Source organism: Halopiger xanaduensis SH-6 (assembly GCF_000217715.1).
Classification (GTDB): domain Archaea; phylum Halobacteriota; class Halobacteria; order Halobacteriales; family Natrialbaceae; genus Halopiger; species Halopiger xanaduensis.
The window spans coordinates 3,581,248-3,603,913 of the sequence record NC_015666.1; the positions used below are offsets into that span (position 1 = coordinate 3,581,248).

Sequence of the window (22,666 nt, forward strand, 5' to 3'; positions counted from 1 at the left end):
AACCTGCTACAGTCACCGCCGCCGTTACAATCCTTTATCCGTCCGTTCGTTGACGCGAGACCATGGTAGACGTCGCGATCGTCGGCGGCGGCCCCGCCGGCCTGAGCGCCGCACTGTTCACCGCGAAGAACGGCCTCGAGACCGTCGTCTTCGACACGGACGAGACCTGGATGCACAAGGCCCACCTGTTCAATTACCCCGCCATCCGGAGCATCAGCGGCAGCGAGTTCATGGAACTCACGCGCGGACAAGTGCGCGACCGCGGCGCCGAGGTCCGCGAAGGCGAGGAAGTCACCGACGTCGAACCGAGCGGCGACGGGTTCGAGATCGAGACCGAGGAAGACACCTACGAGGCCGACTACGTCGTCCTCGCGACCGGCGCGGACCGGTCGATCGCCGAGGATCTCGAGGTAGCGTTTTCCGATGACGGAACCGTCGACGTCGACCTCGACACCGAGACGAGCGTCGAGGACCTCTACGCCACGGGTGCGATGGTCCGCGACGAGGAATGGCAGGCCGTCATCGCCGCCGGCGACGGTGCTTCAGCGGCGCTGGACATCCTGAGCAAGGAGAAGGGCGAGCACTTCCACGACTTCGACGTTCCCGACGACGTGCCGTAACTCGAGTCGAAGGTGGGAGTCGAGATCAACCGCGGTTCAGGTCGCCCCTTTCGGGGTTCACGGTTATCGCCTATCCGACCCAGCACGACGCATGGTGACGACCAACCCCGACCGCATCACCGACCTCGAGGAACTGTTCCACCACAAGCTCGCCCAGCAGTATGTGAATCCGACGGGGGTACGCTCCTGAGCCGGCACACAGCAGATAAGTCGTTACCGCTACAGATCCGTGCAGGGAAAGGATAAATCCCATATTGCGATATTGAATGCGGGTGCGCGGGCTACACTGTCCGATGTCGTGACGCCCATCAACGGTGGCGAGCGGCGGTGAGTGGCTCAATCAGCCGTATCGATGCGCTCCTCGAGCGCGGATTCCGGCACCGTGCCGTCCTCGTTCAGCCCGCGCGCCTCGTAGTACGCCGTGATCGCCGCCTCGAGGTCCGGAATCTCGTACGGCAGTGTATCGTCCTCGCGGTCGAACCCCCGCTGGTTGTTGAAGTGGCGCTCGAGGAGGACGGTTCGCGCGCCGACCTCGAGCAGGTCCTCGTAGTCGGCGTCGAACAGGGTCTCGAGGTACTCCTCGGTGACGTAGTCGCCGCCGAAGACGCAGATGATACCCGTATCGAACAGCGCGGCCGTGTTTTCCTCGCGGGCGAGACGGTCGGCCTTCCCGACCGTCCCCCGCGGATCGAGTTCGCCGCCGTACTCGAGGGTCAGCATGCTGGCGTAGAGGTGGTCGGCGCCGCGGTTCGAGACGGCGTAGGACAGCCCCTGACCGTGCAGGACGCGGCCGTCGTGGGCCGGGAGCTCCATTCCCTTGACCGTGTAGTCCGCGACGCCGAGCTCGTCGTGACAGCGGGCGAGGCCGTCCGCGAGCGTCTCGCCGATCCCCTCTCGATAGGCGATCTTCTCCGTCAGCTCCTGTGCGAGTTCGGCGTTGCCGAACTCGTCGACGCTCGCCAGGTAGGCCGCGACGGTGACGCCGGCCGAGATGGTATCCATCCCCAGCGAGTCGCACAGTTCGTTCGCGCGCATGACGTCGACGATATCGTCGATTCCCTGCAGCGACCCGAAGGCGTAGACGGTCTCGAACTCCGGACCCTCCGTCTCGAGGCCGGTTTCCTCGTCGCGCGTGGGGAGTTTACAGGCGTAGGCGCAGGCCGAGCACGCGCCCTTCTCGTACTTCTTCTCTGCGACCGCCTCGCCGCCGATGGCTGCTGCTCCCTCGAACGAGGTGTCGGCGAAGTACCGCGTGGGCAGCGAGAAGTGGTCGTTGATGAACTCCGTGCTGCCGGTCGTTCCCTGTCGGCGCCGCTGGTCGTCCGACCGGGCCCCCGCGCGGTGGACCTCGGTCTGTGGGGCGTCCGGAATATCGACCGGCGGCTCGGCGTCGCCGTCGAACGTAATGCACTTGACGTTCTTCGCGCCCAGTACTGCACCCAGCCCACCCCGACCGAAGGCCCGCGAGTCGTAGGTCATCGCCGACGCGAACCGCACTCGATTCTCTCCCGCCGGGCCGATCGCGACGCAGTGTTCGGGGCCGAGGTTGTGGTGCTCCTGCACGTAATCCGCCGTCTCGGGAACAGTCACACCCTCGAGTTCGGGGACCGGTTCGAAGGTCGCGCCGTCGTCGCGGACGTGGATCGCGAGCAATTCGTCGCTCTCGCCGACGATCTCGAGCGCACTGATCCCGGTGCCGACGAAATTTCGCGAGAGGTAGCCGCCGGCATTAGCCGAGGTCAACCCGTCGGTCAACGGCGAGAGTCCGGTCATGTTCATCCGACCGGTGAAGGACATTCGGGACTGTTGAAGCGGGCCGGTCGAGAGGTAGAGCCGGTTTTCCGGACCGAACGGCGCCGCGTCGAAAGGGATTCGATCGTGTGCGAGCACCGTCGCCGCTGCGCGGCCGCCGATGAAGCGCTCGAGGACGTCGTCGATCGACGTTTCGCGCGCGGTTCGTTCGCCGACGTCGACGGTGCGAAGCGGTCCCCTCGAGTGAAGCATGCGCACATGCACCACATACTTGGCCTTAGTTTTGCGACCCGGTACCGGCGGTTTCAGCTGTGACCCTTGCCGAGAGCCGTCGGAACGCCTGAGCGGCAATCGTAGCCGCTGTGAAACCGCACTTGCGTGCCGCTGATTTTTGATTCTATATAGCGACAACAAGTGTATGGAGGGAATCTGGGAGACACTCACGCGACAGTGTGCGAACCTCGAGGCGGGCGCGGCGCTGGAGACGCCGGTTTCAGAGCGCCGATTCCGCGTCGTCCGGTCGGCCGACGATCGGATTATTATTCGCTTCGACGACAGCGAGGAGGAGCGACCGCTCTGGCGCGAGCAGTTCGAGGTGTTCGTCGACGGCCTCGACGCGGGACAGATCGCCGTCGACGATCTCCAGCCGGGGGTCGAACCCTACGCCGTCGTGCTCACGCTGGCCGACGAGTTCACCGTCGTCAACGACCTGATCGCGCGCGATCCGGACGCGGCCGTCGCCGGCGAGAGTCCGTTCCTCGTCCCGGCAGCCGAGGCGCGCACGCGATCCGAACGCGTCCACGACGACGCGCTGTTGCTCGCAACGCTCCTCGAGCGCCTCGAGGACGCCGACGAGCCCGACGAGTTGGAGACGGACCCGCTGACCGATCTCTACGTCCTCTCCTCGGACGTCCAGCGGGGCGCCGATCGACTCCGGAAGTCCGCGCGGGAACCGCTGCTCGAGCGGCTCGGGCCGGAGCAGGAGCTCCACGGCCGGTACGGCACCGTTCGCCGGACGGTCCGCGAGCGCCGCCGACCGAAGGACGACGAGACGGTCCTCGACGCGCTCGATTCGCACGGCATCCCTCGCGAGTGGGTGCTCGGCGTCGACGCGGAGAAACTCGACGTCGTGCTGTCGGTGACCGACCTCGAGGAAGACGCAGTGTACGACGTCGAGGAAGACGTCTACGTTCAGAAGACCGGCGTCGACGAGGACGAAAAGTACTCGCGGCTGCAGGGGATCGCCGACCGGATCGACGAACTCGAGGGGGCCGAGGGCGAGGCCCTCGAAAACGAACTCGATCGGATCGAAGATCGACTCGAGGAGGCGTTGTCGGCCGACTAACGCGCACTACCGCGCTGACGCGGCCGGACCGGTGCTTCGAGGGCGGATCGGCAGCGGCGGACGGCGATACGACGACTGCGCTTGGGTCGTCTCGAACGCGAAACGCGTTTGCGAGGGCCGCCCCTACGTACGCGCGATGAGCGCAACCCGGACGGCGCCGCGAGCCCTGCTCGTCCTGGTCGGCTTCGCGGTGTTGTGCTGTTACGCCGGGCTGGCGGCGCTTTCGTACCTCGGACTCGCGACGCTGTGGCTCTCCGCGCCGGATCCGGCGACGACGCTCGCGATCGTCGTCGGGGTCGGGCTCGTCGTCGGCTACCTGAGCTACCGCTTCGGGCGGACCCAACTGCTCTCGCAACTCGAGGCCGTCGAGCTCCCGCGATCACGCGCTCCGACGCTGTACCGGCGGCTAGACGGGCTCGCGGATCGAATGGACGTCGAGCCGCCGACCGTGATGATCGCGCAACTGCCGACGCCGAACGCCTTCGCGCTGGGGAGCGCGACCGGCGGCGTCATCGTCCTCGATCGCTCGCTCTTTCGCCTGCTGTCGCTCGAGGAACTCGAGGCGCTGGTCGCCCACGAACTCGCCCACCTCGAGGGGTACGACGCGTTCGTCCAGACGTTGGCGTACAGCGTCTTCCGGACGATCGCGGGGCTTGCCGTCGTGGGGCTGTTGCCGGCGCTGCTCCTGATCGGCGGACTCGCCCGCTCGATCGCGTGGATGCGGGGTCGCCCGCAGGCCTGGCCCGAGACGGTCTTCGGGCGCGTCGTGCGCTGGGCCGAACGCGGTGTCGCAGTCGCCCTGCTCGCGGTTACGGCCCTGGTTCGGGCCCACTCGCGACGCCGGGAGTTCGCGGCCGACGACCGGGCCGCAAACGTAACCGGCAACCCGCTCGCGCTCGCCCGTGCACTCCGTCGGATTCAGCGCGTCGCGGATACCCGGCGCGGGCTCCTCTCACCGCTGTACGTCCATGCGGACGAGCGAGAAGACGCGTGGTCCCGGCTCTTCTCGACACACCCCTCGACGGACGACCGAGTCGAGCGACTGGCCGATCGGGCGCGAAGATCGAGCGGAACGCGGAATCGAATCGAGATTCAGTGACCGGCGGGGACGGCCGCCGGCGCGGTGGCTGCCAATCAGTGCGATCCCGACCAGCCGCACTCGAGGCAGGTGTAGACACCGTCGGTCTCGATGGTCACGCCGGAACACGTCGGACAGGTCGCGGCGCGGGTACCGCCGTCGGTGACGGGGATCTGCGGAGCGTTCGGAACCGTCGGATGGCAGTCCGCACAGACGCGTCGCGTTCGGCGGTGCGTCATGGTTTCACCGCGAGCCCGATGCTCAAATAGGCGCGGTACCTCGTCGCCGCAGCGGTCGCATTCGGCCATGGTATGATAACAACCAACATGGCGAGATAAATAGTTTGCCTGTATGGTCTCAAATTGTGCAACTGTTCTGCGACTACGCGAATAGATAGTATTATAGATGGACGATTGGACACTTATTTCGAGTGTAATGGGATATACCGACAGCGGATCGTGGCGAGAACGCTTCTCGAGTCACCGAAACCGAATCGAATCCGGCGGCGCGTACTTCGGACCGGCATCGTGGCAACCCGCAAACGCTTTTGGCCGTACGCGACCTACGTGGAGGCATGTACGTGCGGGACGCGAAAAACAGGGAGGAGGTCTGGCTGCTCGACCACATCGAGTCGATGGGGCTCGACGAGACGGCGTTCCGCTCGCGCGATTACGTCCTCGCCGTCGACGAAGTGTCCGACGAGAAGGCCGGCTTCGGCCGGATCCGGATTCACAAGGTCGACGGCGAGAGCGAGGACGAGGACGAAAACGAACCCGACGAGGTCTGCGAACTGACCAGCATCGGCGTCTTAGAGGAGTGGCGCGGTCAGGGCGTCGGCGCCCACGTCGTCGAACGGCTCGTCGAGTACGCCGGCGATCAGGGGTTCGACACCGTCTACGCGCTGACGGGCGAGGGCGGCTACCTCGCGCAGTTCGGCTTCCGGCGGGTCGAGGAGTCCCAACTGCCGGATCCGCTGCAGAACCGACTCTCGAAGAAGCGCGACGGCGTCGACCCCGAGGCGGTTCCCTACGCGCTCGAGGTGGACCGGTTCCGGATGCCCGAGCGGCTCCGCGAGGCGTTCAAGCGGGCGCCGGAGGGCCGCGACGAGGTCGAGAACACGGAGACGCCCGAGGATTTCGGGATCGACCCGGAATCAACGACGTACAAGTACGATACGGGTCGCTGATCGTTTGCGTGCGCCGTCCCTCGAGCGGCCGGCCGACGGCGTTCGGGATCGACTCCGCGCGGGTGTCGGCGGGCAATTCTGCACCGGATATCAATCTTCAAGCCCTCCCCGACCATACTGATCTATAATGTTCGATCCCGACGATCTCGAGGCGATCCGGGAGGGCCACGAGGAGTGGGAGGCTGAGTCGGTCGAGCCCGTGGTCGAGCGCTTCGGCGAGCGCAAGGAGACCTTTACGACTGATACGGGCGGCCAGGAGGTAGACCGCCTCTACACGCCCGCGGACGTCGCCGACCTCGACTACGAGGAGGATCTCGGCTACCCGGGCGAGCCACCCTACACCCGGGGCGTCTACTCGACGGGCTACCGCGGCCGGCTGTGGACGATGCGCCAGTACGCCGGCTTCTCGACGCCCGAGGACACCAACGAGCGGTACCACTACCTGCTCGATCAGGGCCAAACCGGGCTCTCGATGGCCTTCGACCTGCCGACGCAGATGGGGTACGACTCGGACGCGGACATGGCCGCCGGCGAGGTCGGGAAGGCCGGCGTCGCGATCGACTCCTTGGACGACATGGAGACCGTCTTCGACGGCATTCCGTTGGACGAGGTCTCGACGTCGATGACGATCAACGCGCCGGCCTCGGTGCTGCTGGCGATGTACATCGCCGTCGGCGACAAGCAGGGCGTCGACCGCGAGGAGTTGCGCGGGACGATCCAGAACGACCTCCTGAAGGAGTACATCGCGCGCAACACCTACATCTACCCGCCCGAGCCGTCGATGCGGATCATCACGGACATCTTCGAGTTCTGCGCGGAGGAGACGCCCAAATTTAACACCATCTCCATCTCGGGCTACCACATCCGCGAGGCGGGCTCGACGGCCGCGCAGGAACTGGCCTTCACGCTGGGCAACGGCATCGAGTACGTCGAAGCCGCCCTCGACGCGGGTCTGGACGTCGACGAGTTCGCTCCACAGCTCTCCTTCTTCTTCAACGGTCACAACAACATCTTCGAGGAAGTGGCGAAGTTCAGGGCGGCCCGCCGGATGTGGCACGACATCATGGACGAGCGATTCGACGCCGAGAACCCGAAATCGAAGCAACTCAAGTTCCACACCCAGACCGCCGGCTCGATGCTGACCGCTCAACAGATCGAGAACAACGTCGTTCGGGTGGCCTACCAGGCGCTGGCGGCCGTGCTGGGCGGGACCCAGAGCCTCCACACCAACGGGAAGGACGAGGCGCTCGCGCTTCCCACCGAGGAGTCGGTCCGCACCGCCCTCCGAACCCAGCAGATCCTCGCCCACGAGTCCGGCGCCGCCGACACCATCGACCCGCTGGCCGGCAGCTACTACGTCGAATCCCTCACCGACGAGGTCGAGGAAGAAGCGTACGAGATCCTCGAGGAGGTCGACGAGCGCGGCGGGATGCTCGACGCGGTGGAACAACAGTGGGTCCAGCGCCAGATCCAGGACACCGCCTTCGACCGCCAGAAGGAGATCGAAGAAAAGGAGCGCATCATCGTCGGGGTCAACGAGTTCGAGGTCGACGAAGATCCCACGGTGGACGTCGAGGAGGTCACAGAGGAGGACCAGCAACGGCAGATCGACAACCTCGAGACGGTTCGCGAGGGCCGGGACGACGAGGCCGTCGACGCGGCGCTCGAGGCGCTGCGCGATGCAGCCCAGGGCAACGAGAACCTGATGCCGCCGATCATCGACGCAGTGAAGGCCTACGCGACGGTCGGCGAGATCTGCGACGTGTTACGCGACGAGTTCGGCGAGTATCAGCCCGGTAGCGCGCTGTAGGCTGCGCTGGCTGCGCTCGGAATTGTGAATTTCCCGGAGAAAAATCGTATTAGCGTTGGCTGTTTCGTCGAGTAGTAGGAGTAAAATCCGGTTACGAACGGTTATCTCGAGCGAGGAACGGCAAAGCTGCTGTTGACCGGAGAACTCGGCGGAACGGTCGACTCCGTTTATCCGGATATCTGCCGATGCGGGCCGTGAGCATCACATGAGCGATACTCCAGACGAGCGATCGACTCGCGGTTCCGAATCGACCGACGCCGACGGCTATCCCCCGACCTCCCGTCGTCGCATCCTCCAAGTGGCCGCGGCCGCGGGCGTAGTCGGGGTAGCCAGCCCGGCTCTCGCCCAGTTCGACTCCCAGACGATCGAACTCGGCGGCGAGACGAGCGGCTGGACGGGCGTCGCACCCGACGCGATCGCCGACGAGACCAACCCGACGCTGGAGTTAGCGGAGGGGACCACGTACGAACTCACGTGGGAGAACGTCGACGGCGCGCCGCACAACGTCGTCATCGAGAGCGAGGACGGCGAGGAACTCGAGCGCACCGAGATCATGAGTTCGCAGGGCGAAACCCAGACGCTCGAGTTCGAAGCGACGAGCGACATGGCGACGTACTTCTGCGAGCCTCACCGACCGACGATGAACGGCGATATCTCGGTCAGCAGCGGGGATGGTGGCGGAAGTGAGCAGGAACAGGGCGACCAACAGGCGCAGGAAGGGTTCTTCCAAGCGGGTGCCGAGATCGGTTTGCAGACGGTCGCGGAGGGGATGACCGCGCCGACGGATATGGCGGTCGCCGACGGCGATCAGGGACAGTACTTCGTCGCAGACCAGACGGGCGAACTGTGGCTCGTCGACGACGACGGGGTGCGGGACGAGCCGTTTCTCGACCTCAGCGATCGGATCGTGGAACTCGGAACGTTTCAGGGCGAGTACGCCGATCCGAACCAGGACTACGACGAACGGGGGCTGCTCGGCGTCGAGCCCCATCCCGACTACGCGGAGAACGGTCGGCTGTTCATCCACTACAGCGCACCGCCGAACGACGAGACGCCCGACGACTGGAGTCACGTCGAAGTCGTGTCGGAGTTCCAGGCGTCGGACGATCTGAGCGAGGCCGACCCCGAGTCGGAGCAGGTCCTCATGGAGTTCCAGAAACCCCAGTACAACCACGACGCCGGGCCGATGGCGTTCGGGCCCGACGGCTACCTCTACGTGCCCATGGGCGACGGCGGCGGCGCGAACGACGACATGCTGGGCCACCTCGAGGACTGGTACGACGAGAACGACGGCGGGAACGGCCAGAACATCACCGACACCCTGCTCGGGGGCGTCCACCGGATCGACGTCGATTCTGAGGGTGACAGCGACCGCCCGTACGGCATCCCCGACGACAACCCGCTGGTCGATTCCGACGAGGGCCTCGACGAGTACTACGCATGGGGCTTCCGCAACCCGTTCGGTATCTCCTTCGACAGCGAGGGCCGGCTGTTCGTCTCCGACGCCGGTCAGGACCTCTACGAGGAGGCGAACCTCGTCGAAGCCGGCGGCAACTACGGCTGGAACGTCAAGGAGGGGACCCACTGCTTCAGCACCGACAGCCCCGGCGATCCGCCAGAGGACTGCCCGGACTCGGCGCCCGACGAGCCGCCCTACGACGGGCAGGAACTGCAGGACCCGATCGTCGAGTACCCCCACGTCTACGAGGATCAGATAGTCGGCATCACGATCATCGGCGGCCACGTCTACGAGGCCGGCGGCGTCGGCGACCTCGAGGGAAAGTACGTCTTCGGCGACTGGACGGCGGATCCGGCGCGACAGTCGCCGGACGGGCGGCTCCTTGCCGCATCTGAGCGCGAGGGTGCCGGCGGCGGCGACGGCGCCGACCAGACGCAAGGCGTCGCGCCCGACGCGAATCAGACCGCCGAAAACGCCACCGAAGACACGCAGGACGAACCGATCAACGCGACCGGGGACAACGAGACCCTCGCGAACGAAAGTATCGAGGCAGGCGGCTTCGAGAACGCCACGAACGAGACGGGCGACGGCAACGAGACGATGGCCGACATGGGGCAGACCCAGCCGGAGGAGGACCAGGTCGTCCCGCGCGACGAACTCTGGGAGATGGAAGAGCTCCAGGTTTCGGGCACCGAGGACGGCTCGTTCCCTTACTTCGTCCGCCAGTTCGGGCAGGACGCCGACGGCAACGTCTACGTGCTCGCGAATCAGGTGGGCGTTCCGGAGGGCGACACCGGCGCGGTAATGCAGATCGTGCCGCCGGACGAGGGCGAGGAGCTCCAGGCGCCCCCGGACGACGAATCCGGCGCAGGCACCGACGAGCAGGACGCCGACGAGAACGCGACCGAGGACACGCAGGACGAACCGATCAACGAGACTGACGGCAACGAGCCAGCCGACAATGAGACGGGCGGCAACGTGACGATCGACGACGGCGCGACGAACGAAACCGACGCGTAGTGACGCCTCGAGCGCGGTTCTCGAGATAACAGACTTTTTTCGACGTGGATGACGGCCCGACCTTGATACCGATCGGCGGTGAACGGCCGCTATGAGCGACGCTCCCATCACCACCGAGACCGTTTCCGTACAGGGTGCCGAGATTCCGGTGCTCGGATTCGGCACCGCGCGGATGACCGGCGACGAGTGCCGGCAGGCTGTCGAAACCGCCCTCGAGGTCGGCTACCGCCACGTCGACACGGCCCAGATGTACGACAACGAACGGGCCGTCGGCGAGGCGATCGCAAACAGCGCCGTCGACCGCGAGGACGTCTTCGTCGTCACGAAGGTCCACCCCGACAACGCCGCCTACGACGACGTCCTCGAGACGACCCGAGAGAGCCTCGAGCGACTCGGCCTGTCGACCGTCGACCTGCTCCTCTTACACGCTCCCAGCGACCGGGCGCCGCTCGAGGAGACCGTCGACGCGATGAACGAACTCCAAGCGGCGGGCGCCGTCGACCACATCGGCGTCAGCAACTTCTCCGTCGGGCAACTCGAGGACGCGATTGCCCTTTCGGAGACGCCGATCGTCGCCAACCAGGTGAAGTACCACCCCTATCACCACCGGGACGACCTCCTCGAGTACTGCGTCGAAAACGACGTCTGCCTGACGGCGTACAGCCCGCTCGCGGAGGGGGCGGTGCCGGGCGACGATCGGCTCGTGGAGATCGGCGCGGACTACGACAAATCCGCGGCGCAGGTCGCCCTGCGCTGGCTGCTCCAGCAGCCGTCCGTCGCGCCCATTCCGAAGGCGGCGAGCCGCGAGCACATCGAGGCGAACGCGGACGTGTTCGACTTCGAACTCGACGACGAGGAGATGGCGGCGGTCACTGAAGTCGGCGACGGCGTCTGGAATCGGCTGGCCGCCAAACTCGGGCTGCGGTGACCGATCTCGGGCTACGGTGATCGCTCGAAGAGCAGTCCGCCGTCGCTCGAGCGACTGAGGGACAGTGTCACTTCGCCCGCACACGTCGACCCCACGATATTTGTCACCGATCCGCGAATATCACACTCATGCAGTTCGATCACGCGGGCATCGCGACCGACGCGGCGGCAGAACTCGGCGACCGATACGAAACCCTGTTCGGCCTCGAGATCGCCCACGAGGAGACGTTCGACGGCATGCGCGTCGTCTTCCTCGACTGCGGGAACGGCTACCTCGAACTCCTCGAACCGCTCGAGGACGGGACGATCGCGCAGTACCTCGACGACCACGGAGCGGGGATTCACCACCTCGCGTTCGCCACCGACGATATCGAGGGAGCGCTCGAGCGGGCGCGCGAGAACGACGTGCGACTCGTCGACGAGGAGCCGCGACCGGGCGCGTGGGGCCACTCGGTCGCCTTTCTCCATCCGACGGATACTGGTGGCGTGCTGATAGAATTCGTCGAGCACTGACCGGCAGCTGCGATCGTCGGTGACGCTGTGTTCACCACAGCGGAGCGGAATCCTCGAGACGGCTTCCAGTGGCGGCTAGCAAAAGCGCGAATCGTAACGGAAATCGCGCAAACGTCGGACGCACGAAACGCTTACTGAGTTGTCGAGTAATCTTTTCCTGTAACCTTTCGGGTACGTCTCATATCCGCTCCGGGTGTGGTTACCCGAAGCTCTCGATCAGCGCCTCGTCCGAATCGCCGCCGGCGTCGTCGATCGAGTCGGCGACGAACGTGACGAACTCGTCGAACCCGAACGCGTAGATCCGGCCGTCGTCCACGTGGGCTTCGATCGCGGCTGCGAGGTCCTCGTTCGCCTCGTCGTCGACGATCGTGACCGATGCGCCGTCGTCCTCGAGCGCCTCGAGTCGTTCGCGGTGTGCGGGCTCGTCGTCCTGATAGATGACGACCGCCTCGTGGCCCGCGTCGCGGGCTGCCTCGGCGATTGCGACTGCGGGACCGACGCCGGGGCCGCCCGCGATCGCGACGACGTCGGCGTCGCGCTCGTAGGTGATCGTCCCGAACGGGCCGTCGACGTGGACGGTCTCCCCGCCCTCGAGGCCGGCGAGCCAGGGTGAAAGGTCGCCGTCGGGATCGACGCCGACCGTGATCTCGAAGGTGTCGTCGACGGCCGGCGACGAGAGCGTGTAGTGGCGTTCGACGACCTCGTCGTCGCCGTCGGGGCTCGCGCGGAGCAAGACGAACTGGCCCGGCAGCGCGTCGAACGCGTCGGGCGTCTCGAGTTCGAGCGCGACGGTCTCCGGACCGACGTCGCGTACCGATTCGACGGTTACTGGGGTCCCATCCATGCGGGGGCGTTCGGGCGGGGGTCGAAAAGGCGTTCCGTTCGCGGTCGTTTCGTCCGGTCCGACAGGTCCGTCCGGGTCGTCGGGTCCGTCGGTCCAGCCGATTCTGACGGGGCGGAACGAACGGAACCGCAGACAGTCGAGGACCAGACATATCAGCCTGCGTTGGGGTGACCCGGTGAGGGTTTCAGAAGCCTTTTCATTTACTGGAGGCAAGGTGCGGCATAACATGGCTGAGGACCTCAACTGGGCGGTCGGAGGCGAGGCCGGCGACGGTATCGACTCCACCGGAAAAATCTTTGCTCAGGCCCTGTCCAGAGCCGGGCGACACGTGTTCACCTCGAAGGACTTCGCGTCGCGGATCCGCGGCGGCTACACCGCCTACAAGATCCGCACGTCGGTCGATCGCGTCCAAAGCGTCGTCGACCGACTCGACATTCTCGTCGCACTGACACAACGGACGATCGACGAGAATCTGGACGAGCTCCACGAGGACAGCGCCATCATCTACGACGGCGAACGCTCCTGGGAGGCCGAGATTCCCGACGAGATGACGGCGGTCGACGTCCCGCTGAAGTCGCTGGCCGAAGACGCCGGCGGTGCGATCATGCGCAACATCGTCGCGCTCGGGGCCGCCTGCGAGATCACCAACTTCGACGTCGAGTACCTCGACGAAGCCCTCGAGAAGCGCTTCGGCGGGAAGGGCTCGAAGATCGTCGAGAACAACAAGGAAGCCGCCCGGTTGGGCCAGCAGTACGTCCAGGAGAACTACGATCTGGATCTCGACTACGATCTCGATACCACTGACGAGGACTACGTCCTGCTGAACGGCAACGAAGCGATCGGGATGGGAGCTCTCGCCGCCGGCTGCCGGTTCTACGCGGGATACCCGATCACGCCCGCGACCTCCATCATGGAGTACCTGACGGGCCGCATCGAGGACTACGGCGGCCACGTCGTGCAGGCCGAGGACGAACTCTCGGCGATCAACATGGCGCTGGGCGCCGCACGCAGCGGCGCGCGAGCGATGACCGCGACCTCCGGCGCCGGGATCGACCTGATGACCGAGACCTTCGGCCTCGTCGCACAGAGCGAGACGCCGCTGGTCATCACCGACGTGCAGCGCTCGGGTCCCTCGACGGGGATGCCGACCAAGCAGGAGCAGGGCGACCTCAACATGGCGCTGTACGGCGGCCACGGCGAGATCCCGCGGTTCGTCGTCACTCCGACGTCGATCGCCGAGTGTTTCTGGAAGACCGTCGAGGCGTTCAACCTCGCCGAGAAGTACCAGATCCCCGTCTTCCTCGTGTCCGATCTGGCGATGTCGGTCACCGAACAGACGTTCCGACCGGAGACCTTCGACATGGACGAAGTCGAGATCGACCGCGGCAAGCTCGTCGACGAGGACGAAGTCGACGAGTGGCTCGACGCGCAGGGTCGGTTCCGCGCCCACGCCGTCACCGAGGACGGCGTCAGCCCCCGCGCCATCCCCGGCACGACAGACGGCGCTCACATGTCCACCGGCCTCGAGCACGACGAACTCGGCCGCCGGACCGAGGACGAGGACGAGCGCGTCCAGCAGGTCGACAAGCGCTATCGCAAGGTCGAAACCGCCGAGGAGCAGGAGGACTGGGACTACCGCGAGTTCGGCGATTCCGACGCCGACAACCTCGTCATCTCCTGGGGATCGAACGAGGGCGCGCTGCGGGAAGCGCTCGAGTACCTCGAGGCGGACGACATCGACCTGCGCGTGATCTCGGTGCCCTACATCTTCCCGCGCCCGGACCTCTCCGACGAGATCGAGGCTGCCGACGAGGTCGTCGTCGTCGAGTGTAACGCGACCGGGCAGTTCGCGGACCTGCTCGAGCACGACGCACTTACCCGTCTCAAGCGCATTAACAAGTACACCGGCGTCCGCTTCAAGGCGGACGAACTCGCCGACCAGATCACCGACAAACTCACCGAGGAGGTGCCTGCACAATGAGCTCCGACGTTCGATTCACCGACTTCAAATCCGACAAGCAACCCACCTGGTGTCCCGGCTGCGGGGACTTCGGGACGATGAACGGCATGATGAAAGCCCTCGCCGAGACCGGCAACGACCCCGACAACACGTTCGTGGTCGCCGGGATCGGCTGTTCCGGCAAGATCGGGACCTACATGCACAGCTACGCGCTGCACGGGGTCCACGGTCGCGCGCTGCCGGTCGGACAGGGCGTCAAGATGGCCCGCCCCGACATCGAAGTGATGGTCGCCGGCGGCGACGGCGACGGCTACTCGATCGGTGCCGGTCACTTCGTCCACGCCGTCCGCCGGAACGTCGACATGACCTACGTCGTCATGGACAACCGCATCTACGGGCTGACGAAGGGCCAGGCCTCGCCGACCTCGCGGTCGGACTTCGAGACCTCGACGACTCCCGAAGGACCCAAGCAGCCGCCGGTCAACCCGCTCGCACTGGCGCTCGCTTCGGGTGCTTCCTTCATCGCCCAGTCGTTCTCCTCGGACGCGCTGCGCCACCAGGAGATCGTTCAGGAGGCCATCGAGCACGACGGCTTCGGCTTCGTCAACGTCTTCAGCCCCTGCGTCACGTTCAACGACGTCGACACCTACGACTACTTCCGCGACAACCTCGTCGACCTGCAGGAGGACGAAGACCACGATCCCAACGACTACGAGGCCGCCAAGGAGGTCATCCTCGACAGCGACAAGGAGTACCAGGGCGTGATGTACAAGGACGAGAACTCCGTCCCGTACCACGAGAAACACGGCGTCACCGAAGACATGTCCGAGATTCCCGAGGGCGCGCCCGAGGACGCGATGGACCTCGTCCGCGAGTTCTACTGAGCGGCGCCACCGTCGCCGTTCGCGGTCCCGATTCGACGTCGGTTTCTTCGTTTTGCGGTTCGACTTCGACCATCTCGAGCGAGATTGTCGAGTCTCCTCGCTCTGTCGTTCTCGAGTTCGCGTTCACGGTTCGTCCAGAAAGAGCGACTAGCGACGCGTCGATGCGGCTCAGACCGAGATCAGACCGGGTGTTCGACCGATTCCATCAGCACCTCGAGGTTCGCCGACTCCTCGGCGAACGGTTTCGGGTGGCTCCCGACGAGGATCAGCAGGTCCTCCTCGTGGGCGAACGACGTCAGCGAGATTTCGACCTCGACCGTGCGGCCCTCGAACTCGGTTTCGCCCGAGAAGACGTCGACCTCGCGGCCGGCGCCCAGAATATCGAGGCCGAACGACTCCTCGCGGCCGATGTTCCGGACCGAGCCGAAGTCGTCGCCGGCGCGGTTCATCACCTCCTCGAGCAGTTCCTCGTTGCTCATGTTCTCGATCGGGTTGAACGATCGGCCGGCGACTTCGATCGCGGGAATCGAGACGGCCGCGAAGACGCTCGCGTCGATCGTCTCGCCCTGAAGGTCGCGCGCCTTCGAATAGAGCGAGAGCCACATCGACGCCCGAACGTCGCGTTCGACGCCGGCCTGAATCGTCTCGTCGATCGACTGCTCCTCGACCTGGGTTTCCTCGTAGCCCGTTTCCTCGAACGCGGCGTCGGTCGGCGCCACGCGTTCGGCGTCGAACTCGAGCGGGCCGTTCCCGAGGACGAAGTCGAGACAGCCGGCGGTCAGTGCGAGCGCACTCGTCGTGCCCGCGGCGAGTAGCGAACGGCGAGAGGGAGTCATGCTCGAGTAGTTCGACAGGAGCCGTATATTAGTTGCGGCTTCTGTGATTTCGTAGTCAAGACGGTTTCTATCGACTGATTATCACGTATTGCGAACGGTCGTCGATTCGGACTCGAGGACGAACACAGCAAGCGTTATCGGGATCGACTGCGCGCGTGTAGCATATGACGGAGTTCTCACAGCGGGTCGAACAGGTGTCGATCAGCGGCATCCGAGAGGTGTTCGAGGCCGCCGGCGACGACGCGATCAACCTCGGGCTGGGCCAGCCCGATTTCCCGACGCCCGCCCACGCTCGCCGCGGGGCGATCGAGGCCATCGAGAACGGGCTGACCGACGCCTACACGTCGAACAAGGGCACGGAGAGCCTCCGCGAGGCCATCGCGGCGAAGTACGACCGCGACTACGGCCTCGAGGTCGAGCCCCGCGATATCATCGCCACCTCGGGCGGCAGCGAGGCGCTGCACATCGCGCTCGAGGCCCACGTCGATCCCGGCGAGGAAGTCATCTTCCCCGACCCCGGATTCGTCTCCTACGACGCGCTGACGAAGCTCGCCGGCGGGACGCCGAAGCCGGTCGGACTGCGCGAGGACCTGACGCTCGATCCCGAAACCGTCGAAGAGAACATTACGGAGGACACGGCTGCGTTCGTCGTCAACAGCCCCGCCAACCCGACGGGCGCGGTCCAGAGCGAGGCGGACATACGGGAGTTCGCGCGCATCGCCGACGAACACGACGTGCTCTGCATTTCCGACGAGGTTTACGAGAAGATCGTCTTCGACGGCGTTCACCGCTCGCCGATGGAGTTCGCCGAGACGGACAACGTCGTCGTCGTCAGCGCCTGCTCGAAGACCTACTCGATGACCGGCTGGCGGCTGGGCTGGGTCGTCGGTTCCAACCGCCGCATCGAGCGCATGTTGCGGGTCCACCAGTACGGCCAGGCCTGCGCCTCCGCGCCGGCCCAGTACGCCGCCGAGGCCGCGCTGACCGGTCCCCAGGACCCCGTCGATGAGATGGTCGACGCTTTCGAAGAGCGGCGCGACGTCGTCCTCGACGGCCTCGAGGACGCCGGCCTCGAGGTGCCGACGCCGTCGGGCGCGTTCTACGCGATGCCGAAGGTGCCCGAGGGCTGGGTCGACGAGGTGCTCGACCGCGGCGTGGTCGTCGTCCCCGGCGACGCCTTCGGCGAGCACGGCGAGGGCTACGCGCGACTGTCCTACGCGACCGGGATGGAGGACCTGAAGGAGGCCCTCGAGATCATGGACGAGGCGACGCGGGCGGTGCAGTAGTCGGCGCGTCAACCGAAGCCGTCGTCTCCACCTTTTTGCCGTCGCGCGACCAATTCCAGACCGAAATGAGAGCCGTACGCCTCGAGGAACACGGCGGTCCGGACGTACTGCAGGTCGAAGAGATCGATCGACCCGAACCCGCGAACGACGAACTGCTCGTCGAGGTCGCCGCGGCGGGAGTCAACCCCGTCGACACCTACTTCCGGGACGGGTCGTACGAACCGGTCGACGTGCCGTTCACGCCCGGCGTCGACCTCGCCGGCACCGTCGCGGAAACGGGCGACGCCGTCGAGGAGTTCGCGGCGGGCGACCGCGTCTACGGCACCGGTATCGGAAACGGGTCCTATCAGGGTTCCTACGCCGAGTACGCGACGGTGCCGACGGACCGCGTCGTCGCGCTCCCCGACGGCGCGGACCTGGCGGAGGCCGGCGCGGCGGGCGTCGTCGCCGTCACCGCCTGGCGCGCCCTGATCGATCACGCGGACTTGAACCCGGCCGAGCACTGCCTCGTCCACGGCGGCTCCGGCGGCGTCGGCCACGCCGCCGTCCAGATCGCGGACGCGGTGAGCGCCCGCGTCATCACCACCGCCTCAGAGGATTACCACGGCGGCCTCGAGGCGATGGGCGCCGACACCGTACTGGACTACGCTCGCGACGACCTCGCCGACGCCGTCCTCGAGGCGAGCGACGGCGGCGTCGACGTCGTGTTGGATCACCGGCTGGACGACTACCTCCAGTTCGACGCGGACGTGGCTGCAACCGGCTGTCGGGTCGTCGGGATCGGCGAAAACAGTCCCGACCCGGGCTTTACGAACGACGGCGCGGCCCGCTCGAAGGACGTCAGCTACCAGTTCATGAGCATGTTCAACACGCCGGACCTCCGCGTGCCGCTGCGCGGGGCCGCCCACCTCATGGACGCCGGCCGCCTATCCGTCGAGATCGACGAGCGGTACGACCTCGAGGAGGCCGCAGAGGCCCAGCGCGCCGTCATGGAGGACAGCGTCTTCGGAAAACTCGTACTCGAGCCCTGACGAACATCGACGCTCACCGATCCTGAAGAATTTCGTCGCAGCACCGGCGGGCCGCCTCGAGGTGCTCGTCGACCGCTTCGTCGCCGGTGTCGCCGACTTCCGAAAGCAGTTCGCGAACCTTTGCGACGCGGTTGCGGGTCGTCTCCGCGTCGAGGTCGTTCGTCGCGACGTCGCGGGCGACGGCTTCCGCCTCGCCGATCCAGCGACTCGCGGTCCGGTCGAGCGGCAGTTCGGCCGTCGCCTCGAGGTGGTCGTGGAGTCGTTGCGTTCGTGCGTTCAGTCGCTCGTGGGGCTGGTTGTCGGACACGCTCGAGTGGACGGACTCGAGCGCCGTGAGCGTTCGTGCGACGCGGCCAAACGTTGATACGCAGCGTGGCCGACGTACGCATATGACACGCGACTGCTCGTTCCTCGAGGAACTCCCGCTCGAGGACGATCAGGTTTCGTTCGCCGAGAGTCGGCGCGAGGACCGCGCCGCCGACTGGGGGTCGGAACAGCGCGGCCGCGAGGTGCTGCCCGACGCCGTCGTCTGGCCCGAAAGCACGGAAGACGTGTCGACCGTCTTGGCCGCGGCGACCGAGCGCGACGTCCCGGTCACGCCCTACGCCGCCGGAACGAGCCTCGAGGGCAACGCCGTCCCGGCCCACGGCGGGATCAGCCTCGACTTGACGCGGATGGACGATATCGTCGACTACCGGCCCGACGACTTCCAGATCGACGTCGGCCCGGGGATCATCGGCAGCGAGGTCGACGAGCGCGTGGCGCGCGACGGACTGATGTTTCCACCCTTACCGTCGTCGGGCGACATCTCCACGATCGGCGGGATGATCGCGACCGACGCCAGCGGGATGCAGACCGTCCGCTACGGCGAGGTCGCCGACTGGGTGCTCGGCCTCGAGGCCGTCCTGGCCGACGGCACCGTCATCGAGACCGGCTCGCGGGCAAAGAAGACCTCGAGCGGGTACAACCTCACCGACCTGCTGGTCGGCAGCGAGGGGACGCTGGCCGTCGTGACGGAAGCGACGCTGGAACTTGCGGGGCGACCGCACCAGATCCGCGGGGGGCGCGCAGTTTTCGAGACGCTCGAGGACGCCACCGGAGCCATCGCCGAGGCGGTCCGGACGGAGGTCGCCGTCGCGCGGATCGAACTGCTCGACGAACTGAGCGTCCGGATGACCAACGACTACCTCGAGACCGGCCTGCCGGACGCGCCGACGGTCTTCCTCGAGTTCCACGCCAACCACGGGATCGAGGAGGAGATCGACCTCTGCCTGACGATATTCGAGGACCACGACGTCCTCGAGTTCGAGATCAGCGCGGACGACGACGAGATGTCCGAACTCTGGGAGGCCCGCCGGGAGATCGCCTTCGCGGTCGAGAACTACGAACCCGAACTGCACACCTTGCATCCCGGCGACGTGACGGTGCCGATCAGCGCGTACCCCGAAATGGTCCGCGAAGCGAAGCGCCTTGCCGAGGAACGGGACCTGCTGGCGCCCTGCTACGGCCACGCGGGCGACGGCAACCTCCACCACAACGTGCTGGTCGACCCGGACGATCCGGAAATGGTCGAACGCGGCGAGGAAGCGTACCGGAAAACGGTCGAGAAAGCCATCGAACTCGGCGGCACGGTCACCGGCGAGCACGGCATCGGCGAGGGGAAACGACAGTTCCTCGAGGACGAGCACGGCGCGGGCGCGGTCGACGCGATGCGGCGGCTCAAGCGAGCGCTCGATCCGACGGACACGCTGAACCCGGGGAAGATCTTTCCGGAGACGGCCGAGGGCGAGCGAGTTCGGGACGACGAAACGTGATATTCAAAGACTACTTACAGGCTCGTAGTTCGTATTAGAACATCTATATGAATCGCCGTCGGTTTCTGGCAATCGCTGGTTGTGCCACGGTATCGGTCGGTTCCGGTTGCCTCGACGATCCCGGCTCGAACGGCGGATTACTGGAAGTGTTACGAACGACCGAACCGCCGAACGCGACGATCACTGACGCTACCGACGAGCGGATTCGAGCCGTCGATCCGGTTCAGGAGGGACTCCAACAAGCGGCAAACGCGCGGGATTCGGTCGCGGAGATCGAAGTAACCGAAGCCGAGTACGAAACGGTCGCACAGGCGCTCTCCGAACGACCGTGGTACGACCGATCGGAGTACGGGTCCCGCCAACCCTCCGGTGTTTACTTCCGCTACGAAAACGAGGCTTACGTCGTCACCCTCACGCCGTTTTGCGCGGACTCGCCGCTCGTCGACGCCGGAAGCGAGCGCGGAGAATACGGCTGGGGTGGCTGTTACGACCGCGAAGAGTGGGGATACGCGTAACGACGGAACACCGCTCCGAACTTATCCGTCGTAGCTGACCCGACGCGCGAACTGCGACGGCAGTCAGTCGTGCACCAGCACGTCGAGCACGTCCACCCCCTCGCGTGAGAGGGCGTCCTCGAGCGCGCCTTCGATCTCGTCGGGCTCTTCCACGAGGTGACCGCGAGCGCCGTGGCTCTCGGCGTTTTTCGGGATGTCGACGGGCGGTTCGAAGTCCATCCCGACGAACTCGTGGTCCCCCTCGTCGCCGCCCAGCAGCTTGAGCGTGTTGTCCTTCAGGATGCGGTAGTTGCGGTTGTCGGGGATGACGACCGTGAGATCGAGATCCTCGCGGACCGCGCTGTAGATCGAGTTGGGGTAGTAGAGGTAGGAGCCGTCGCCGATGAAACAGATCACGTTCCGCGGGTCGTCGCGGTGCTCCTCGGCGATCGCTGCGCCGACCGACGCGGGCAGGCCGTAGCCGAGGCCGCCGCCCTTGTTCGAGACGAACTGCTCGGGCGCGAAGTCCCAGCGGGTCATGATGGGGTACTTCGACGTGACGCTCTCGTCGACGACGTAGGCGTCCTCGGCGACCGACCGCATTGCGTCGATGAGTTCGGCCTTCGACGCGCGCGGATCGTCCCGCATCTCGCCCTCACCGATGTCAGCCAGTCGGTCTTCGATCGCCGCTTTGCGATCGCGAACCTCCTTGAGGCGCTCACTGACGGTCTCGTCGTCGATCTTCGGTCGGACGCGTTCGATGAGTCCCTGCAGCACCAGACCGGGATCGCCGACGACGGCCGCGTCGGCGGGCTGGTTCTTGCCGACCTCCCACGGGTCGTCGCTGACGTGGATCAAGGTACCGTCGAGGTCGACGAGCGGCTCCTCGTGGCGGGTCAGCGTCGTGTTCGTCGACGTGCCGACGAACAGGATCGCGTCGGCGGAGAGCAGTTCCGCCGCGCGCTCCTCGTCCGGCGGCACGTAGGAGAGCCACTGCTCGTGGTCGGTCGCGAAGTCGATCTCGCTCACGTGGACCTCGCCGTGGACGCGCGCGCCGGTCGACTCCGCGAGCTCGACCGCCGCGGCGACCGCCTCGTCGCCCGAGCGCGCGACCCCGTCGCCGACGACGAGCGCGAGGTCCCGGACGTCCGAGTCGGCCAGCAAGTCGGCCGCGCGCTCGAGTTGTGCTGGGTCCCCGCCGCCGGCGTTGGGAATCCCGCCAAGTCGCTCGGGCTCGGCGTCGGTCTCTTCCATCATCACGTCCAGCGGGAGGCCGAGGAAGACCGGGCCGGTCGGCGGGGTCAGCGCGACGCGGACGGCCCGCCGGAGCATCGTCGGCAGCGCCTCGACGTCCATCACTTCGGCGGACCACTTGCAGAACTGGTCGGCGAGATCGACGAGGTCGCCCGCCAGCGCGGGCTCCTCGTGGCGGAAGTCGGTGCTGTGGTTGCCCGCGGTGACGAGGACCGGCGCGCCCGCGCGCTTGGCCGCGTAGAGGTTTCCGAGCCCGTGGGCAAGCCCGGGCGCGACGTGGAGGTTCGCGACGCCGACGGGGTTGACCGAGTCGTCGTGGTGGGCGTGGTACCGTCGGGTCTGGGCGTAGCCGCCGGCCATCCCGACCGCGACGTCCTCGTGGAGGCCGAGCACGTACTCGAGGTCGCTGTCGCCGATCGCGTCGGTGACCGGCAGTTCGGTCGTCCCGGGATTGCCGAAGACGTACTCGACGCCGTAGGACTCGAGGGCGTCGACGAAGAGGTCGGCGCCGGTGTAGCCGTCGGAGCCGTCGTTAGAGTCGTTTGACATACCT

At 66.3% G+C, this 22,666-nt stretch carries 20 protein-coding genes; 14 read left to right on the forward strand and 6 right to left on the reverse strand.

Features of this window, described 5'->3' with window-relative positions; all coding sequences use genetic code 11:
- Positions 1 to 62: 62 nt before the first annotated feature.
- Positions 63 to 620, forward strand: a complete 558-nt coding sequence (locus HALXA_RS17365; protein ID WP_013881708.1) for an NAD(P)/FAD-dependent oxidoreductase — start codon at positions 63 to 65, stop codon at positions 618 to 620.
- A gap of 336 nt (positions 621 to 956) precedes the next feature.
- Here HALXA_RS17365 and HALXA_RS17370 read toward each other — a convergent pair whose 3' ends face one another.
- Complete coding sequence (locus HALXA_RS17370; protein ID WP_013881710.1) at positions 957 to 2,624, reverse strand: aldehyde ferredoxin oxidoreductase family protein; 1,668 nt, start codon at positions 2,622 to 2,624, stop codon at positions 957 to 959.
- Between the two features lie 166 nt (positions 2,625 to 2,790).
- On the opposite strand from HALXA_RS17370, the gene HALXA_RS17375 reads away from it, so the two are divergent.
- Together HALXA_RS17375 and HALXA_RS17380 are read left to right on the forward strand one after the other, a co-directional pair.
- Positions 2,791 to 3,717: a hypothetical protein gene (locus HALXA_RS17375; protein ID WP_013881711.1), complete on the forward strand. Its 927-nt coding sequence runs from the start codon at positions 2,791 to 2,793 to the stop codon at positions 3,715 to 3,717.
- A gap of 136 nt (positions 3,718 to 3,853) precedes the next feature.
- The gene (locus HALXA_RS17380) at positions 3,854 to 4,816 is read left to right on the forward strand and encodes a M48 family metallopeptidase (protein ID WP_013881712.1); all 963 of its coding nucleotides are present in this window, start codon (positions 3,854 to 3,856) and stop codon (positions 4,814 to 4,816) included.
- Positions 4,817 to 4,851: 35 nt separating this feature from the next.
- Here HALXA_RS17380 and HALXA_RS17385 read toward each other — a convergent pair whose 3' ends face one another.
- On the reverse strand, positions 4,852 to 5,034 hold the full coding sequence (locus HALXA_RS17385; RefSeq protein WP_245550048.1) for a hypothetical protein: 183 nt from the start codon (positions 5,032 to 5,034) through the stop codon (positions 4,852 to 4,854).
- Positions 5,035 to 5,369: 335 nt separating this feature from the next.
- Between HALXA_RS17385 and HALXA_RS17390 the strand changes: the two genes are divergently transcribed.
- The 5 genes from HALXA_RS17390 to mce all read left to right on the forward strand — a co-directional run bounded on the left by HALXA_RS17390 (position 5,370) and on the right by mce (position 11,710).
- Positions 5,370 to 5,981 carry a GNAT family N-acetyltransferase gene (locus HALXA_RS17390; RefSeq protein WP_013881714.1) on the forward strand — a complete coding sequence of 204 codons (612 nt, stop codon included), beginning with the start codon at positions 5,370 to 5,372 and terminating at the stop codon, positions 5,979 to 5,981.
- 127 nt (positions 5,982 to 6,108) lie between these two features.
- The gene (locus HALXA_RS17395; protein WP_013881715.1) at positions 6,109 to 7,791 is read left to right on the forward strand and encodes an acyl-CoA mutase large subunit family protein; all 1,683 of its coding nucleotides are present in this window, start codon (positions 6,109 to 6,111) and stop codon (positions 7,789 to 7,791) included.
- A gap of 205 nt (positions 7,792 to 7,996) precedes the next feature.
- Complete coding sequence (locus tag HALXA_RS17400; RefSeq protein ID WP_013881716.1) at positions 7,997 to 10,270, forward strand: PQQ-dependent sugar dehydrogenase; 2,274 nt, start codon at positions 7,997 to 7,999, stop codon at positions 10,268 to 10,270.
- A 91-nt stretch (positions 10,271 to 10,361) separates the two neighbouring features.
- Positions 10,362 to 11,198, forward strand: a complete 837-nt coding sequence (locus tag HALXA_RS17405) for an aldo/keto reductase (protein ID WP_013881717.1) — start codon at positions 10,362 to 10,364, stop codon at positions 11,196 to 11,198.
- A 128-nt stretch (positions 11,199 to 11,326) separates the two neighbouring features.
- On the forward strand, positions 11,327 to 11,710 hold the full coding sequence (gene mce / locus HALXA_RS17410; protein ID WP_013881718.1) for a methylmalonyl-CoA epimerase: 384 nt from the start codon (positions 11,327 to 11,329) through the stop codon (positions 11,708 to 11,710).
- A 199-nt stretch (positions 11,711 to 11,909) separates the two neighbouring features.
- On the opposite strand, the gene HALXA_RS17415 is transcribed toward mce, so the two are convergent.
- Positions 11,910 to 12,554, reverse strand: coding sequence for a ferredoxin--NADP reductase (locus tag HALXA_RS17415; protein WP_013881719.1), 645 nt, complete (start codon positions 12,552 to 12,554; stop codon positions 11,910 to 11,912).
- Between the two features lie 226 nt (positions 12,555 to 12,780).
- Here HALXA_RS17415 and HALXA_RS17420 point away from each other — a divergent pair, with 226 nt between their 5' ends.
- Together HALXA_RS17420 and HALXA_RS17425 are read left to right on the forward strand one after the other, a co-directional pair.
- Entirely contained in the window at positions 12,781 to 14,535 is a 1,755-nt protein-coding gene (locus HALXA_RS17420) for a 2-oxoacid:acceptor oxidoreductase subunit alpha (RefSeq protein WP_013881720.1), read from the forward strand.
- Positions 14,532 to 15,398: a 2-oxoacid:ferredoxin oxidoreductase subunit beta gene (locus HALXA_RS17425; protein WP_013881721.1), complete on the forward strand. Its 867-nt coding sequence runs from the start codon at positions 14,532 to 14,534 to the stop codon at positions 15,396 to 15,398. Before HALXA_RS17420 ends, HALXA_RS17425 begins: the two co-directional genes overlap by 4 nt.
- A 179-nt stretch (positions 15,399 to 15,577) precedes the next feature.
- Here HALXA_RS17425 and HALXA_RS17430 read toward each other — a convergent pair whose 3' ends face one another.
- Positions 15,578 to 16,234: a DUF6517 family protein gene (locus tag HALXA_RS17430; protein ID WP_013881722.1), complete on the reverse strand. Its 657-nt coding sequence runs from the start codon at positions 16,232 to 16,234 to the stop codon at positions 15,578 to 15,580.
- A gap of 164 nt (positions 16,235 to 16,398) precedes the next feature.
- Here HALXA_RS17430 and HALXA_RS17435 point away from each other — a divergent pair, with 164 nt between their 5' ends.
- Together HALXA_RS17435 and HALXA_RS17440 are read left to right on the forward strand one after the other, a co-directional pair.
- Complete coding sequence (locus HALXA_RS17435; protein ID WP_013881723.1) at positions 16,399 to 17,520, forward strand: pyridoxal phosphate-dependent aminotransferase; 1,122 nt, start codon at positions 16,399 to 16,401, stop codon at positions 17,518 to 17,520.
- Positions 17,521 to 17,585: 65 nt separating this feature from the next.
- Complete coding sequence (locus HALXA_RS17440) at positions 17,586 to 18,551, forward strand: NADPH:quinone reductase (RefSeq protein ID WP_013881724.1); 966 nt, start codon at positions 17,586 to 17,588, stop codon at positions 18,549 to 18,551.
- Between the two features lie 13 nt (positions 18,552 to 18,564).
- Here HALXA_RS17440 and HALXA_RS17445 read toward each other — a convergent pair whose 3' ends face one another.
- Entirely contained in the window at positions 18,565 to 18,858 is a 294-nt protein-coding gene (locus HALXA_RS17445) for a hypothetical protein (protein WP_013881725.1), read from the reverse strand.
- 82 nt (positions 18,859 to 18,940) lie between these two features.
- Between HALXA_RS17445 and HALXA_RS17450 the strand changes: the two genes are divergently transcribed.
- Both HALXA_RS17450 and HALXA_RS17455 read left to right on the forward strand, forming a co-directional pair.
- Positions 18,941 to 20,365 (forward strand): FAD-binding oxidoreductase, encoded by a 1,425-nt coding sequence (locus HALXA_RS17450; protein WP_013881726.1) that lies wholly within the window; start codon positions 18,941 to 18,943, stop codon positions 20,363 to 20,365.
- Between the two features lie 146 nt (positions 20,366 to 20,511).
- The gene (locus HALXA_RS17455; RefSeq protein WP_049895358.1) at positions 20,512 to 20,880 is read left to right on the forward strand and encodes a hypothetical protein; all 369 of its coding nucleotides are present in this window, start codon (positions 20,512 to 20,514) and stop codon (positions 20,878 to 20,880) included.
- A 63-nt stretch (positions 20,881 to 20,943) separates the two neighbouring features.
- On the opposite strand, the gene HALXA_RS17460 is transcribed toward HALXA_RS17455, so the two are convergent.
- Positions 20,944 to 22,662 carry a thiamine pyrophosphate-binding protein gene (locus tag HALXA_RS17460; protein ID WP_013881728.1) on the reverse strand — a complete coding sequence of 573 codons (1,719 nt, stop codon included), beginning with the start codon at positions 22,660 to 22,662 and terminating at the stop codon, positions 20,944 to 20,946.
- Positions 22,663 to 22,666: the final 4 nt, after the last annotated feature.